We start from the raw sequence: 15,138 nt of genomic DNA, 5'->3' as shown, positions 1-15,138 counted from the left end.
ACCGGCCTCGCCGGATCAGCCCCGGCCGCGCAGGATCTTCGCCGCGGCGATCGCGAAATACGTCAGGATGCCGTCGCCGCCGGCCCGCTTGAAGGCCAGCAGGGATTCCATCATCACCTTGTCGTGGTCCAGCCAGCCGTTGGCGGCGGCGGCCTTGATCATGGCGTATTCGCCGCTGACCTGGTAGGCGTAGGTGGGCATGCCGAAGGCGTCCTTGACCTCGCGCAGCACGTCCAGGTAGGGCAGGCCGGGCTTGACCATCACCATGTCGGCGCCTTCGCGGATGTCGGCGGCGACCTCGCGCAGGGCTTCCAGGCGGTTGGCCGGATCCATCTGGTAGGTGGCCTTGTTGGACGCCCCCAGGCTGGCGGCCGAACCCACCGCGTCGCGGAAGGGGCCGTAGAAGGCGCTGGCGTACTTGGCCGAATAGGCCATGATGCGGGTGTGGATGCGGTCCTGGGCGTCCAGCGCCTGGCGCACGGCGCCGATGCGCCCGTCCATCATGTCGCTGGGGGCGACGATGTCGGCCCCAGCCTGGGCGTGGGTCAGGGCCTGGCGCACCAGCATGGCCACCGTGGGCTCGTTCAGCAGCTGGCCGTCCTCGTCGATCAGGCCGTCCTGGCCGTGGCTGGTGTACGGGTCCAGGGCCACGTCGGTCAGCACGCCCAGTTCGGGGAAATTCGATTTCAGCAGGGCCACGGTGCGCGGGATCAGGCCGTCGGGGTTGGCGGCCTCCAGGCCGTCCGGCGTCTTCAGGGACGGGTCGATGTGCGGGAACAGGGCCAGCACGGGAATGCCCAGTTCCAGGCACTGTCCGGCCGTGCGCAGCAGGACGTCGGGGGACTGCCGCGCCACGTCCGGCATCGAGGCCACCGGGTCGTGCACGCCGTGGCCTTCGCAGACGAACACCGGATAGATCAGGTCGTCCGTCGACAGGCGGGTCTCGCGCACCAGGCGGCGGGAAAAGTCGTCGCGCCGGTTGCGGCGCAGGCGCATGGCGGGAAAATCGGCGGGGGGCAGGAAGGCGGTCATGCGGAACTCCGGAAAACATCCGCCGCGCGGCGGCGGGACGATGAAGAGGGGGCGTGGGAGGATGCCCGCGCGCTCAGGGCACGGCCTGGGGCGAGATCCAGTTTTCGATATGGGCGGCGGCCTCGTCCAGGCCGACGCGGTGGGTGGCGGAGAAGGGCAGCGCGGTCAGCGTGCCGATGTCCGCCAGGTCCTTGCGCGCGCGGGCGGCGGCCTGGATGCGCTGGCCGTAGGGCAGCTTGTCGGCCTTGGTCAGCAGGGCCAGGGTCGGCAGGCCGCGCAGGGCGATCCAGCGGGCCAGGCGCCGGTCCAGGTCGGTGACGCCGCGGCGGATGTCGATCAGCAGCACCACGCCCGCCAGGCTGGAGCGCTCGTGCAGGTAGCCGCCCAGGACCTCGGCCCATTCGTCGCGCGCCGCGCGGTCCACGGCGGCGTAGCCGTAGCCGGGCAGGTCCACCAGGAAACCGAGCCAGGCGTCCGGTTCGAGCGGGTCGGGGATGCCGAACAGGTTGATCAGGCGGGTGCGGCCGGGCGTCTTGCTGGAAAAAGCCAGCCGCCGCTGGTTGGTCAGGACGTTGATGGCCGAGGACTTGCCCGAGTTGGAGCGGCCGACGAAACAGACTTCGGCGGTGGTCGGGGCGGGCAACTGGTCCAGCCGGGCGGCGGAGACCGTGAACCGGGCGCGATGGAGGAGAGACACGGGGGGCGGACTCGAGATGAGGGAGGGGTGAAGCCTATTGTATAATTTCATATTGAATGTTGCGCCGCGCATCGCGTGTCCCGGGCGGATACGGTGTCGGCCTTGTCAGGCGCCGGCCTCCGGCGTCGTGAACGAATCACCACCGAGGATCTCATGAAGCGTGCGCTTTCCAGTGTGTTCATGGCCGGCAGCCTGATTCTCGCCGGCGCCCTGCCCGGCCTCGCCCATGCCGCAGACGCGCCCAAACCCGATGCCAAGGCCGGCGAACAGCTGTTCCTGAATGGCGACATGTCGCGTGGCGTCCTGGCCTGTGTCACCTGTCACGGCGAAGGCGGCAACAGCACCATCCCCATGTATCCGAGCCTGGCGGCCATGCCGCACGAATACATCGCCAAGCAGCTCCACGATTTCAAGTCGGTGGGCGACAAGCCCCCGGTGCGCAACGGCGCCGAAGGCGCGCCGTCGGTCATGGCCCCCATGGCCGGCCCGCTCACCGAAGCGGACATCCAGAACGTCGCGCTGTACCTGTCGCACCAGAAGGTGGACTGGGACAAGGCCGCCACGGCCACCCACGAAAACACCACGGAACGCGGCCAGGCCATCTGGCGCGCCGGCATCGCCGACCGCAAGGTCCCGGCCTGTGCGGCCTGCCACTCGGCCAATGGCGCCGGCCTGCCGGGCGAATTCCCGCGCCTCGCCGGCCAGCACCCCTCGTACCTGCTGGACCAGCTCAAGCTGTTCCGCTCGGGCGACCGGGCCAACGACATCATGCGCGACATCGCCGACCGCATGACCGATCAGGACCTGGCCGCCGTGGCCGATTACGCCGCCGGCCTGCGCTAGGGCGGCGGGCGGATTTCCCCGGTCGCGCACAGGGTCTTGGGAGGATCCCGGCGCGTACCGGTGTATCGTTAAAACTTAAAATTTCTAGATCGAGGGGGCACGCGCGAGCGCACCCCCTGTTTTTTTGACCGCCAGGCCGCGCTACGGCAAAGCGCCCCCTCTTGGGGATGAGCCAGGACACGGGATAGTCCCTGCGGACCATTCCGGGCCTGACGAATCCGGGCAGCATGCAAGCTGCGGGGTGGACGCAAGCCGAAGGCGCGGCGCGGGGGGCATATTTTCATGAGCAGAGCCGCCGTGGCGTCTTCCACACATTCCCGCGCCCTGGGCGCCGATGTCATCGAACTCCTGGGCTCGATGCGCTTCGCCATCAGCCTGCTGGTGTTCATCTGCGTGGCCAGCCTGATCGGCACCGTGCTGCCCCAGAACCAGGGGGCCAACGCCTACGTCGACCAGTTCGGACCCTTCTGGTTCGCGGTCTTCGACCGGTTCTCCATCTGGCACGTCTACAACAGCGCGTGGTTCCTGCTCATCATGGCCTTCCTGGTGGTGTCCACCACGCTGTGCGTGCTGCGCAACGCGCCCAAGATGCTGCGCGACATGCGCTCGTTCCGGGAATACGTGCGCGGCTCCAGCCTCAAGGCCTTCCATCACCGGGTCGAACTGTCCAGCGGCCTGCCGCCCGACCGGGCCTGCGCCGAAGTGGGCGCGCTGCTGCAGGCCCAGGGCTTCCGCTACCGGGTGCGCGAGGACGGCGACAGCCGCATGGTGGCCGCGAAGAAGGGCGCGGCCAACCGCCTGGGCTACATCTTCGCGCACGTGGCGATCGTCGTGATCTGCCTGGGCGGGCTGCTGGACAGCGAACTGCCGGTGCGGCTGCAGACCTGGCTGTTCGACAAGCAGCCTGTGACCGGCAACATGCTGATTTCCGACGTGCCCGAGTCCGGGCGCCTGTCGGCGCGTAATCCCAGCTTCCGGGCCAACATGCTGGTGCCCGACGGCAAGCAGAGCAGCGTCGGCATCGTGGCGGCGGGCCAGGGCGTGCTGCTGCAGCCCCTGCCCTTCACGCTGAAGCTCAACAAGTTCCACATCGCCTACTACGACACCGGCATGCCCAGCGATTTCCGCAGCGACGTGACGGTGACCGACCTAGCGACCGGCAAGACCTTCGACCAGACGATCCAGGTGAACGAGCCCCTGCACTACCGCGGCGTCACCGTCTACCAGTCCAGCTTCGACGACGGCGGCAGCGGCCTGCAGCTGAAGGCCTGGCCCCTGCGCGGCGCCGCCGCGCAGCCGGTGGACATCTCCGGCACGGTCGGGAGCGAGGCCCGGCTGCCCGCCAGCCTGGGCGGGCTGACGGTGGACTACACCGGCCTGCGCGTCATCAACGTCGAGGACATGGGTGACGGCCGGGACCCGCAGCCGGCCGACGTGGCCGCGCACGTGGCCGCCGTGACCGGCAGCGCGGCCCGGCCGCGCAACGACGGCCTGCGCAATGTCGGGCCCAGCGTGCAATACCGGCTGATCGGCGCCGACGGCCAGGCGCACGAATTCAACCAGTACCTGCTGCCGGTGAAGATCGACGACGCTCCGGTGTTCCTACTGGGGGTGCGCGACAATGCCTCGCAGCCCTACCGCTACCTGCGCGTCCCCGCGGACGACCAGGGATCGATGGCGGAATTCATGCGGCTGCGCGCCGCGCTCGACGACGCCGCCCTGCGCGACCAGGCCGCGCAGCGGTTCGCGGACCGCAACGCGCCCGAGGGCGAGCAGCGCGACCTGATGTTCCAGGCGGCGCGCGGGGCGCTGCGCACCTTCGCGCGCGACGGCTTCAACGGCATCATCGACGCCGCGCCCGCGGACCAGCGGGAAAAGATCCTGAATTTCGCCGTGCCCATGATCCAGCTCAGCCTGACCGAACTGCGCGATCTGGCGCGGGCGCGGCAGGGCGAGCCCGCGCTCGCCCCCCAGGGCCCCGATGCGGAGCGCGAGCGCCAGTGGATGCGCCTGGCCGTGCTGGCGCTCGCGTCGCTGCCGGATTATCCTGCTCCCGTGGCCCTGCAGCTGACCGGCTTCGAGCAGGTCCAGGCGAGCGTCTTCCAGGTGGCCCGCAGCCCCGGCAAGACCATCGTCTACATCGGCTGCCTGCTGCTGGTGCTCGGCGTGTTCTCGATGTTCTACATCCGCGAACGCCGCGTCTGGGTGTGGATCCGGCCGCAGGACGGGGGCAGCGCCTGGCTGGCCGCGATGACCACCCAGCGGCGCACCCTGGATTTCAACCACGAATTCGAACGGCTGCGGGATGCCCTGCGCCGCTTGTCCGGAGGACCCGATCATGACGTCTGATTCCATCGCCGCGCGCGCCGCGGCCGCCTGGCCCCATGACATGAACGCCAGCGGCGACCGCCGCGGCCGGCGGGGCCGGCCCGACTGGACCGACTTCGGCTTCTTCCTGCTGCTGGCGGTCGGCGCCGGCCACGTGCTGACGCAATACGGCGCGTTCATGGATTACTACGAGAAGCTGATCCTGATCGGCGCGGTCGGCCTGTTCAGCTGGATGGGCTGGCTGTGGCGGCCGCTGCGCGCCCTGATGGTCGCCGCCGGACTGACGGCGCTGCTGGCGATCTGGCTCTACAGCCCCGGCGGCGACCTGCTGCAGGGCGACCTGTCGCGGGCCGAAAGCGTCTTCCTGCTGAAATACCTGATTTCCTCGCAGTCGGCCATCCTGTGGATGTGCGCCCTGTTCGCCCTGGCGACGATCTGCTACTGGATCGGCTTCGCCAGCCGCACGGCGGCCTGGCTGGGCACCATCCTGACCTGGACGGCGGTCTACGCCGGCTTGACCGGGCTGCTGGTGCGCTGGCGCGAAGGCCACCTGCTGGGGCCCGACATCGGCCACATCCCCGTCAGCAACCTCTACGAGGTCTTCGTCCTGCTGTGCCTGGTCACGGCGCTGTTCTACCTGTACTACGAGCGCCGTTACGCCACGCGCGCCCTGGGGGGCTTCGTGCTGCTGGTCATCAGTTCCCTGGTGGTGTTCCTGCTGTGGTATTCCTTCACCCGCGACGCCTACCAGATCCAGCCCCTGGTCCCCGCTCTGAAGAGCTGGTGGATGAAGCTGCACGTCCCGGCGAACTTCATCGGCTACGGCACCTTCAGCCTGGCGGCGATGGTGGGCTTCGCCTACCTGGTCAAGTCGCATGGCGAGACCCGCACCTGGAAGCCGCTGGTGCCGGTGTTCGTCCTGGGCGCGGTCCTGTGCGCCGAACCGCTGATCTTCGGTTCGCGCGAGCTGTCGGCCACCTGGATGCTGTATTTCGGCATCGGCGCGCTGATCGTGGGCACGATCCTGGCGTTCCGCGCGCCGATCGCCCGGCGGCTGCCTTCGCTGGAGATCCTCGACGACATCATGTACCGGGCCATCGCGGTGGGCTTCGCCTTCTTCACCGTGGCCACGATCCTGGGGGCGCTGTGGGCGGCCGACGCCTGGGGCACCTACTGGCAATGGGACCCCAAGGAAACCTGGGCGCTGATCGTCTGGCTGAACTACGCCGCCTGGCTGCACATGCGCCTGATGAAGGGCCTGCGCGGCGCCATGTCCGCCTACTGGGCGCTGTCGGGCCTGCTGGTGACCAGCTTCGCCTTCCTGGGCGTCAACATGTTCCTGTCGGGCCTGCACTCGTACGGCGAACTGTGATCCGCCGGGGGCCGCTCCGCCGGGCGGGCGCGGCGGCCCGATCCGTCCGGTTCCCGCCGGCGGCCCCTACGACAGGCGCCGCCCGCTGATTTCCTCGATGTAGGCGCGGGCGGCCGGGTCCCCGACCAGCGGCAGGATGTTGTCGCAGGCCAGGATGTCCAGCGGGGGACGCGATCCCGAAATCACGTAGCCCTGGACGTAGTCCACGCCCATGTCGGCCAGCGCGCGCAGGGTGGCGACGTCCTCGACCCATTCGGCGATGCACTCCATGCCCAGGTTGTGGGCCAGGTCCACGATGCTGTTGACGATGGCGATGTTGGCCTCGCTCGCCAGCATGTCGCGGATCAGGGTGCCGTCGATCTTGATCATGTCGGCCGGCAGCTCCTTCAGATAGGAGAACGAGGTGTAGCCGGCGCCGAAGTCGTCCAGGGCCACGCGGGCGCCCATGCGCTGCAGCCGCCGCATGAACTGGCGGGTGCGCTCCAGGTCCTGCAGGGCCACGCCCTCGGTGATTTCCACGCACAGGCGCCGGGTGAATTGCGGCTGCTGGTTCAGGATGCCGAACAGGACGTTGATGAAGCGGTCGTCGTTCAGCGAGACTCCGCTGAGGTTGACGTTGACCTGGCGGGTCTGGCCGAGCTTCAGGTGGTGCTTGGACATCCATTCGAGCAGGGTCGTGAACACCCATTTGTCGATGGCGGTGACCATGCCGCTGTCTTCAGCCGCCTGGATGATCTTGCCGGTCTGGAGCGGGCGCGCGCCAGTGTTGCGCACCCGCAGCAGCGCCTCGAAGTTGAGGGTCTGCAGGGGATGGCGCAGCGACATGATGGGCTGCATCTCCAGGAAGATGTCCTCGGACGTGCCGGTGCTTTCCAGTTGCTCGAACAGGTGCATCTCGTCGATGTGGTCGAACAGCTCGCGGGCGTTCTCCTCGTACAGGACGACGTCCTGGTGCTGCTTGCGGGCGTCGCGGCAGGCGCGGCTGGCGGCGGCGATGGCGTCCTTGGGGGTCATGTTGCGGTCGATGTCGATCAGCCCCATGGCGCTCTTGAGCTGGAAGGCCCGTTCCCCGACGTACAGGGCCGAGCCGTTCAGGCTTTCGATCATGTCCTGGGCCGCGCGGCGGGCCTCGCCGGCCCGCATGCCCGGGAACAGGATGATGAACTCGTCGTTGCCGATGCGGCCCAGGGGCTGGTCCTCGGACAGCGAGTATTTCAGCCGCTCGCAGACCATCTGCAGCAGCGTGTCGCCGGTCGAATGGCCGAACAGGTCGTTGACGCGCTTGAGGTGGTCCAGATCCAGGAAGGCCAGGGCGCAGGGCGTGTTGGTCTGCTGCAGGTTCTCGATCGCCGTCTGCATGGTTTTCTCGATCCCGCGGCGGTTGAGCGTGTCGGTCAGGGGATCGTTGTCGGCCATCAGGCGCAGCTTGCGGATGGTTTCGGTGCGGGCGCTGATGTCCTGCAGGGAGCCTTCGATGCGGCTGCCCACCAGCGTGGCGCGCAGCAGGAAGTTGCGGGCTGGCGTGTCCGGCGAGGACTGGATGCGCTGGATCTCGGTGTCGCGGCCCTGCTCCGTGGCCACGGAGATGGCCAGCCAGTCGACCTTGGGGAAGAAGTCGCTCCAGGCGAGCGCGTGCAGGTCCGCCTCCGGGGCGATGTCGAGGATGTCGCGCGCGTTCGGATTCAGGTGCTCGAAATGCCGGGTGGCGCCCAGCGTGAACAGGCCCAGCGGCGTGAGCGTGTCGCGGGCGATCAGGTCGTTGCGCTGGCGCAGGCGCAGTTGCCGGTCTTCGCGCATCTTGTCGGCGGCCGCCAGGGCGATCAGCAGGTTGCAGAGCAGCAGCGCGATCGTGCCCGGAAAGGGGGCGATCAGGTTCGAGCGGCCCAGGCCGATCAGGACCAGGCCCGTCAGCAGGACCGCCAGGGCCAGGCAGACGCCGATCGTGTGCCAGAGCTGGGAGCGCGTGTTGAAGCGGAACAGGCCGTGGATCAGGGTGACCGTGACCAGGGCCGTCGCCAGCCAGGCGGTCAGGAAGGTCGTGAGCTGGAACCAGTCGTAGGGCAGCATCAGCAGGGCCAGCAGCAGGCAGGCCGCGCTCGATCGGCCGACCAGGCGCAGGCGGCGCGCCGTGGTGGCGTCCAGGCTGGGCTGGAACAGCGTGGTGAACAGCTGGATCGTCAGGACGTAGTAGGCCAGGACGGTCAGCTTGCGGACCCAGACCAGGGGATCGGGCGGGATGATGGCGCCCAGGAACTGGTGATCCCAGCCCAGCGCCCAGGCGCCCAGGCGCAGGTTGCAGAGGATCCAGCAGGCCAGCACCGTGTAGGGCTGCTCGCGCATGGTCAGGGAAATGACGATCAGGAAGGCCGCCAGTGTCAGCAGTCCGCCTTCCAGCAGACCGATGGCCTGGGCGGTGTGCGCCGTGGTGTCGGACAGCTCCTGGCGCCGCCATTGCTCGATGGAGAGCCGGGCGGGGATGGACAGGTCGAGCCGGCACAGGGCCTGGTCGGCCGTCGAGGCGTTCGGCAGCCGCACCTGCTGCCCGAGCAGCCCGTTCCGGACGTCGGCCGTTTCCAGGGGCGCCGCGGCGGCCGGGTCGGCGCCGTCGGGCCGGCCATGGACCAGCCAGCACTCGGGCGGGTCGGCTGGATGGGTCGGCACCAGCAGGGCGAACCGGCCGGACGGGGCGGCGCCGCGGCCGGTCGGCAGGTCGGCCAGCAGCCATACGGGCCCGGCCGGCGCGGATTCGGTGAGCCGGGTGGGGCGATGCTGGAGCTGCGCCAGCGCCTGTTCCGGATCGAGCCGGGTGTCGGCGTGCAGAAAACGGGCCGTCAGCGGCTGGCCGGTGGAGTCGGTGTAGCGCGGCTGCAGCAGCAGGGAGGCGATCAGCCCCAGGCCGATCAGGATGGGGATGCCGGCGTACAGCAAGAACGACCAGACGCGCCCGGCGGCGGAGTGGGTGGGTGGACCGGACGGGCGTGAAAGAAGCGTCTTGATCGCCATGAAACGGGGAGGTGGGACAACAGATCGGTTTCGTGATGCACAAACCGGGGCTATGGGCGATTGACGTCCGGATGACGTAGAAGTTTAGGGCCGGTGAGGAATTCGCTCCTGGGCGTACAGTTCCTGGATGGTTTCGCGGGGGCGGATCAGCCAGGAGTCCTGGCCGTCCACCAGGACTTCCGCGGCCCGGGGGCGGGAGTTGTATTGGCTGGCCATGGAGAAGGCGTAGGCGCCGGCGGACTGGATGGCCAGCAGGTCGCCCTGTTCCAGGGGCAGCGCGCGGCCGCGCGCCAGCCAGTCGCCGCTTTCGCAGATCGGCCCGACGACGTCGTAGGTTTCGACGGGGGTGCCGGCGCGCGGGGCGACCGGGACGACCCCGTGCCAGGCTTCATACAGGGCCGGACGCATCAGGTCGTTCATGGCGGCATCCACGATGGCGAAATTGCGCGCCTCGGTCCGCTTGAGGTATTCGACCCGGGTCAGCAGCACGCCCGCGTTGCCGACCAGCGACCGGCCAGGTTCCAGGATGAGCTGCAGGTGGTCCAGCCCCCGGGCCTTCAGCGCGGCGAAGACCGGCTCCAGCAGTTCGGCCGGGTCGGGCGGGGTCTCGTCGGTGTAGCGGATGCCCAGGCCGCCGCCCAGGTCCAGGTGCCTCAGGGCGATGCCGTCGGCCGCCAGGGCGTCGATCAGGTCCAGCAGCTTGTCGAGCGCGTCCAGGTAAGGGGCGATCTGGGTGATCTGGGAGCCGATGTGGCAGTCCACCCCGACGATTTCCAGCCCGGGGTGCTGCAGCGCCTGGCGGTACAGCTCGGGCGCCTGGCGGATGTCGACGCCGAACTTGTTTTCCTTCAGGCCGGTGGAGATGTAGGGGTGGGTGCGCGCGTCGACGTCGGGATTGACGCGCAGGGACACCGGGGCGCGCACGCCGAGTTCCTGGGCGATGTCGGCCAGGCGTTCGAGCTCGGCGGCCGACTCGACGTTGAAGCACTTGATCCCGGCGGCCAGCGCCTTGCGGATTTCCCAGCCCTGCTTGCCCACGCCGGAGAACACGACGCGATCGGGGCTGGCGCCCGCCGCGAGGATGCGTTCGAGTTCGCCGCCCGAGACGATGTCGAATCCGGCGCCCAGGCGCTGGAATTCGTGCAGGACGGCCAGGTTGGAATTGGCCTTGACCCCGTAGCAGATCAGCGCGTCGTGCCCGGCGATGGCCCGCTCGTAACGGTGCCAGGCGGCGCGCAGCGCCGCGCGGGAATAGACGTACAGGGGGGTGCCGTAGCGGTCGGCGAGTTCGGGCAGCGGGATGTCTTCGGCATGCAGGATGCCATCCCGGAGGGGGAACTGGGGATCTGCGGTCATGAAGGTCAGGGTTGCGAAGCGGGGCGTGGTGAGTCCGGCGCGGGCACCGGAGAGAAGGACGGCGGAGCCGCCAGCGCGGCGTCGGCCGGCGGCGGGTCGGGCAGGCGCAGGTTGCCTTTCATGCCGCAGCCGGCCAGCGCGAGGGCCAGGCCGGCGCCGGCCAGGAGGCGCGCGGCGTTCGGGAACGGGAAATGGGTCGTCATCAGAAGGGCACGCGGACGGGTTGGGGGATGGCGCCGCCGGAGTCGGAATCGGAATGGGAGTCGTCGTGCAGCTGGTCCAGCAGCGTGCCGATGCCGTCCAGTCCGTCGGCGGGCGCGCCGGGCACCGGATCGCCCGGCGCGGGCAGGCCCACGCGGGCGATGGCCGTGCCCGGCGGGAATTCGGAGAAATAGAAGTCGCCGTCGGTGCGCGTCAGGCCGCTGGGCATGGGGCCGGGCGGGATTTCCGGCTGGCCGGCCAGGGCGGCGCGCATGTAGTCCGCCCAGATGGGCAGGGCGGCGCCGCCGCCGGTTTCGCCCTGGCCCATGGACCTGGGCTGGTCGAAGCCCATCCAGGCCACGGCGACCAGTTTCGGGGTGAAGCCGGCGAACCAGGCGTCCTGGGAGTCGTTCGTGGTGCCGGTCTTGCCGCCGATGTCGTTGCGCTTGAGTTCGCGGTGGGCGCGCGCGCCGGTGCCGTAGGTGGCGACGCCGCGCAGCATGTCGTCCATGACGTAGGCGGTGCGCGGGTCGATCACCCGCGCCAGCGTGTCGCCGGCCACGGTCGGGCGCGAACGCATGATGACCTTGCCGGTGCTGTCGGTGACGTAATCGATCAGGTAGGGCGGCACGCGGTAGCCGCCGTTGGCGAAGACCGCGTAGCCGCCGGCCAGCTGCAGCGGCGTCACGCTGCCGGCGCCCAGGGCCAGCGGCAGCACGGCCGGCTGGCGCGAACGGTCGAAGCCGAAGCGGGTGACGTAGTCCTGCACGTACTGGGGACCCACGGCCTGCATGATGCGGATCGAGACCATGTTCTTGGACTTGTACAGGCCCTGGCGCATGGTCAGCATGGGCTCGTAGGAGCGGCCGTAGTTCTTCGGGTTCCAGGCCTTGGAGCCGGTCTGCTCCGCCGTCAGGGAGAAGGGTTCGTCCGAGATCTGCGTGGCCGGCGTCAGGCCGCGCTCCAGGGCGGAGGCGTAGATGAAGGGCTTGAAGGACGAGCCCGGCTGGCGCCAGGCCTGGGTGACGCGGTTGAACTTGCCCTCGTCGAAATCGAAGCCGCCCACCATGGCCCGGATGGCCCCGTCCTGGGCGCTCAGCGAGACCAGGGCGGCCTGGATGGAGGGCTTGTTGATCAGTTCCCAGTAGTCCGGCGTCTGGTGCACGTAGACGACCGAGCCGCGCTGGATGCGCACGGATTCCTTGGCGTTGGCGGCCAGGCCGCGCGCCACCACGCGCAGGGCGCGCTTGTCGGTGATGTCGATGATCTGGCTGGCGCTGCGCGCGACCCGGACCTCGGTGGGGCTGGCCGACAGGACGATGCCGATGAGCAGGTCGCCGTTGTCGGGGTGCTTTTCCTGCTGGTCGTCGATCAGGTCGTTGAGCGCCTCGGGGTCGGATTCGATGCCCTTGGGCAGGTCGATGTTTTCCTCGGGGCCGGTGTAGGGCGCGCGGCGGGTGTAGTCCAGGATGCCTTCGCGCACGGCCTGGTAGGCGGCTTCCTGGCCCTTGGAGTCGATGGTGGTGTAGACGTTGAAGCCGCGCGAATAGATGTCGTCCTGGTAGACGCCGTACAGCAGCTGGCGGGCCAGTTCCGCCGGGTAGTCGCCGTGCACGCCGTAGCGCCCGCCGGGGGAATTGGCCGCCGAGCGGATCACGATGGCCTGGTCCATCGCCCGCTGGTATTCGGCGTCGGTCAGGTAGCCCAGGCTGCGCATGCGGCCGAGGACGTAGGCCTGGCGCGACTTGGCGCGCTCGAAATTGGAGATCGGGTTGAAGCGCGACGGGGCCTTGGGGATGCCGGCCAGCATGGCGGCCTCGGCCGGGGTGATCTCGGACAGCGGCTTGCCGAAGTAGGTGCGGCTGGCGGCGGCGAAGCCGTAGGCCCGGTGGCCCAGGAAGATCTGGTTCATGTAGAGATCGAGGATCTGATCCTTGGTCAGGGTGGCCTCGATCTTGAAGGTCAGCAGCAGTTCGTAGAATTTGCGCGTGTAGGTCTTTTCCGACGACAGGTAGAAATTGCGCGCCACCTGCATGGTGATGGTGCTGGCGCCCTGGGTCTTGGACATGTGGATGGTGTTGGCCAGGGCGGCGCGCAGCACCCCCGTCCAGTCGATCCCGCCGTGCTGGTAGAAGCGGTCGTCCTCGGCCGCGAGGATGGCGGATTTCATGACGTCCGGGATTTCGTCGAACCGCAGGACGTTGCGGCGTTCTTCGCCGAATTCGCCGATCAGGACCTTGTCGGCGGTGTAGATGCGCAGCGGCACGCGGGGCCGGTAGTCGATCATCGCCGTCAGGTCCGGCAGATTCGGCCAGGCCAGCGCCAGCGCCAGGCTCATGAGCAGCGCCCCGCACAGGCCCAGGCCGGCGAAAAGCACGATCGCCTTGAGGACCAACCGCGTGAACCAGGAGCGGGCCGCCGGGGCCTTCTGCTTGGAAGAGGTATTGGTGGATTTCATCAGAGGCGATTGTAAGCCCTGGCCGGATCGGGCCTGGAGACGGGGACGGGGTCTGTGTAACAGGATGATGCGCGGACGGCGCGCGGGAGGGCGGGCCGAGTGGCCGGGCGGGACAGCCAGCTGATGCGATAATACACGCAAACGAACAGCCCGATACCCCGCCATGACGATGGAATGCGCCACCGATCCGACCCGGATTCCCCCCGCGGGGCCGGACGGCGCGCGGCCGATTTTCCTGGTCGGCATGATGGGGGTGGGCAAGACCACGCTCGGCCGCCAGCTGGCGGCGGCGCTGGGGCGCGAATTCGTCGACCTGGACCATGCCATCGAGGCGCGCTGCGGGGTGCGCATCGCCACCATCTTCGACATCGAGGGCGAGGAAGGCTTCCGCCGCCGCGAGACGGCCACGCTGGACGAATACACGCGCCGGTCCGGCCTGGTCCTGGCGACGGGCGGCGGCGCCGTGCTGGCCGAGGCCAATCGCCGCATGCTGAGCGAGCGCGGCTGCGTCGTCTACCTGCGGGCCGGCGCCGACGAACTCTACCGGCGCGTGTCCCGGGACCGCAACCGGCCGCTGCTGCGCACCGCCGATCCGCGCCAGCGCATCGTCGACCTGCTCGCCCGGCGCGAGCCGCTGTACGAAAGCGTGGCCGAAGTCACGCTGGACACGGGCGACCTGCCGATCTCCCAGGTGCTGCGCAACCTGCTGCCGCTGGTCCAGGCGGCGGTCCAGGCCCACACCACTTAGACTAGGAACCCATGCACACAGTCCAGGTCGAGACGCCCGGCGGGCGCTATCCCATCCACATCGGCGCGGGGCGGCTGGACGCCGCCGCGGACAGCATCCCGGCCGACGCCACGGCGATCGCCGTGGTCACCAACACGACGGTGGGCGCCCTGTATGGCGAGCGGCTGCGCGCGGCCCTGGAAGCCACCGGCAAGCCGCTGCTGGTCATCGAACTGCCCGACGGCGAGCAGTACAAGACCTGGGAATCCCTGGATCGCATCTTCGACGCGCTGCTGGCGGCGGCCCTGGACCGCAAGGCCGTGCTGGTGGCCCTGGGCGGCGGGGTGGTGGGCGACGTCTGCGGCTTCGCGGCCTCGTGCTACATGCGCGGCATCCGCTTCGTCCAGGTGCCCACCACGCTGCTGGCCCAGGTGGATTCCTCGGTGGGCGGCAAGACGGCCATCAACCATCCGCGCGGCAAGAACATGATCGGGGCGTTCTACCAGCCCCTGGCCGTGGAGATCGATCCCGGGGTCCTGGCGACGCTGCCGGCCCGGGAAATCTCCGCCGGCCTGGCCGAGATCGTCAAGTACGGCATGATCGCCGACGCGGAATTCTTCGACTGGTGCGAGGCCCACGTCGACGCCCTGCGCGCGCTCGACGGCGAGGCCATCCGGCACGCCGTGCGCCGTTCCTGCGAGATCAAGGCCTGGGTCGTGTCCCAGGACGAACGCGAGTCCGGCCTGCGCGCCATCCTGAACTTCGGCCACACGTTCGGCCACGCCATCGAATCCGGCCTGGGCTACGGCCGGTGGCTGCACGGCGAGGCCGTGGGCTGCGGCATGGTCATGGCGGCGGAACTGTCCGCCCGGGTCTGCGGGCTGGACGCCGGCGCCGTGGACCGCATCCGGGCGCTGGTGCGGGCCATCGGCTGCCCGGTCGATCCCCCCGGCCTGGGCGCCGGGCGCTGGCTGGACCTGATGCGGGTGGACAAGAAGAACGAAGGCCGGCGGATCCGCTACGTGCTGCTGCCGGCCCTGGGGCGGGCCGAGGTCCGGGCGGTCGACGACGACCAGGTGCGTCCGCTGCTGCCGGGCGCCGCCGGATCCTAGGTCCCTTCC

The 15,138-nt window shown here is 69.4% G+C and carries 11 protein-coding genes; 5 read left to right on the top strand and 6 right to left on the bottom strand.

Going from position 1 to position 15,138, the window contains the following annotated elements:
• Positions 1-15: 15 nt before the first annotated feature.
• Both hemB and yihA read right to left on the bottom strand, forming a co-directional pair.
• Complete coding sequence (hemB, locus tag ACFO27_RS04720) at positions 16-1,032, bottom strand: porphobilinogen synthase (protein ID WP_376816237.1); 1,017 nt, start codon at positions 1,030-1,032, stop codon at positions 16-18.
• A gap of 73 nt (positions 1,033-1,105) precedes the next feature.
• Entirely contained in the window at positions 1,106-1,729 is a 624-nt protein-coding gene (yihA, locus tag ACFO27_RS04715) for a ribosome biogenesis GTP-binding protein YihA/YsxC (RefSeq protein WP_376816236.1), read from the bottom strand.
• A gap of 153 nt (positions 1,730-1,882) precedes the next feature.
• Here yihA and ACFO27_RS04710 point away from each other — a divergent pair, with 153 nt between their 5' ends.
• From ACFO27_RS04710 to ccsB, 3 genes are all read left to right on the top strand, one after another.
• A complete protein-coding gene (locus tag ACFO27_RS04710; RefSeq protein ID WP_376816235.1) occupies positions 1,883-2,572 on the top strand; it encodes a c-type cytochrome in 690 nt (229 codons plus the stop codon).
• A gap of 282 nt (positions 2,573-2,854) precedes the next feature.
• Positions 2,855-4,921: a cytochrome c biogenesis protein ResB gene (locus tag ACFO27_RS04705; RefSeq protein ID WP_376816234.1), complete on the top strand. Its 2,067-nt coding sequence runs from the start codon at positions 2,855-2,857 to the stop codon at positions 4,919-4,921.
• A 40-nt stretch (positions 4,922-4,961) separates the two neighbouring features.
• Positions 4,962-6,272 (top strand): c-type cytochrome biogenesis protein CcsB, encoded by a 1,311-nt coding sequence (ccsB, locus tag ACFO27_RS04700; RefSeq protein ID WP_376816414.1) that lies wholly within the window; start codon positions 4,962-4,964, stop codon positions 6,270-6,272.
• Between the two features lie 66 nt (positions 6,273-6,338).
• Here ccsB and ACFO27_RS04695 read toward each other — a convergent pair whose 3' ends face one another.
• The 4 genes from ACFO27_RS04695 to ACFO27_RS04680 all read right to left on the bottom strand — a co-directional run bounded on the left by ACFO27_RS04695 (position 6,339) and on the right by ACFO27_RS04680 (position 13,290).
• Complete coding sequence (locus ACFO27_RS04695) at positions 6,339-9,275, bottom strand: putative bifunctional diguanylate cyclase/phosphodiesterase (RefSeq protein ID WP_376816233.1); 2,937 nt, start codon at positions 9,273-9,275, stop codon at positions 6,339-6,341.
• Positions 9,276-9,359: 84 nt separating this feature from the next.
• A complete protein-coding gene (gene lysA, locus ACFO27_RS04690; protein ID WP_376816232.1) occupies positions 9,360-10,631 on the bottom strand; it encodes a diaminopimelate decarboxylase in 1,272 nt (423 codons plus the stop codon).
• A 5-nt stretch (positions 10,632-10,636) separates the two neighbouring features.
• Positions 10,637-10,834, bottom strand: coding sequence for an LPS translocon maturation chaperone LptM (lptM, locus tag ACFO27_RS04685; RefSeq protein WP_376816231.1), 198 nt, complete (start codon positions 10,832-10,834; stop codon positions 10,637-10,639).
• Complete coding sequence (locus ACFO27_RS04680) at positions 10,834-13,290, bottom strand: penicillin-binding protein 1A (protein ID WP_376816230.1); 2,457 nt, start codon at positions 13,288-13,290, stop codon at positions 10,834-10,836. The genes lptM and ACFO27_RS04680 overlap by 1 nt, the downstream gene beginning before the upstream one ends.
• A gap of 169 nt (positions 13,291-13,459) precedes the next feature.
• Between ACFO27_RS04680 and ACFO27_RS04675 the strand changes: the two genes are divergently transcribed.
• Both ACFO27_RS04675 and aroB read left to right on the top strand, forming a co-directional pair.
• Entirely contained in the window at positions 13,460-14,038 is a 579-nt protein-coding gene (locus ACFO27_RS04675; protein WP_376816413.1) for a shikimate kinase, read from the top strand.
• A gap of 11 nt (positions 14,039-14,049) precedes the next feature.
• On the top strand, positions 14,050-15,129 hold the full coding sequence (aroB, locus tag ACFO27_RS04670; protein ID WP_376816229.1) for a 3-dehydroquinate synthase: 1,080 nt from the start codon (positions 14,050-14,052) through the stop codon (positions 15,127-15,129).
• Positions 15,130-15,138: the final 9 nt, after the last annotated feature.

It is taken from the genome of Castellaniella denitrificans (assembly GCF_042653765.1).
In the GTDB taxonomy this organism is placed as follows: domain Bacteria; phylum Pseudomonadota; class Gammaproteobacteria; order Burkholderiales; family Burkholderiaceae_B; genus Castellaniella; species Castellaniella denitrificans.
This window is presented reverse-complemented; position numbering and strand designations above follow the sequence as displayed.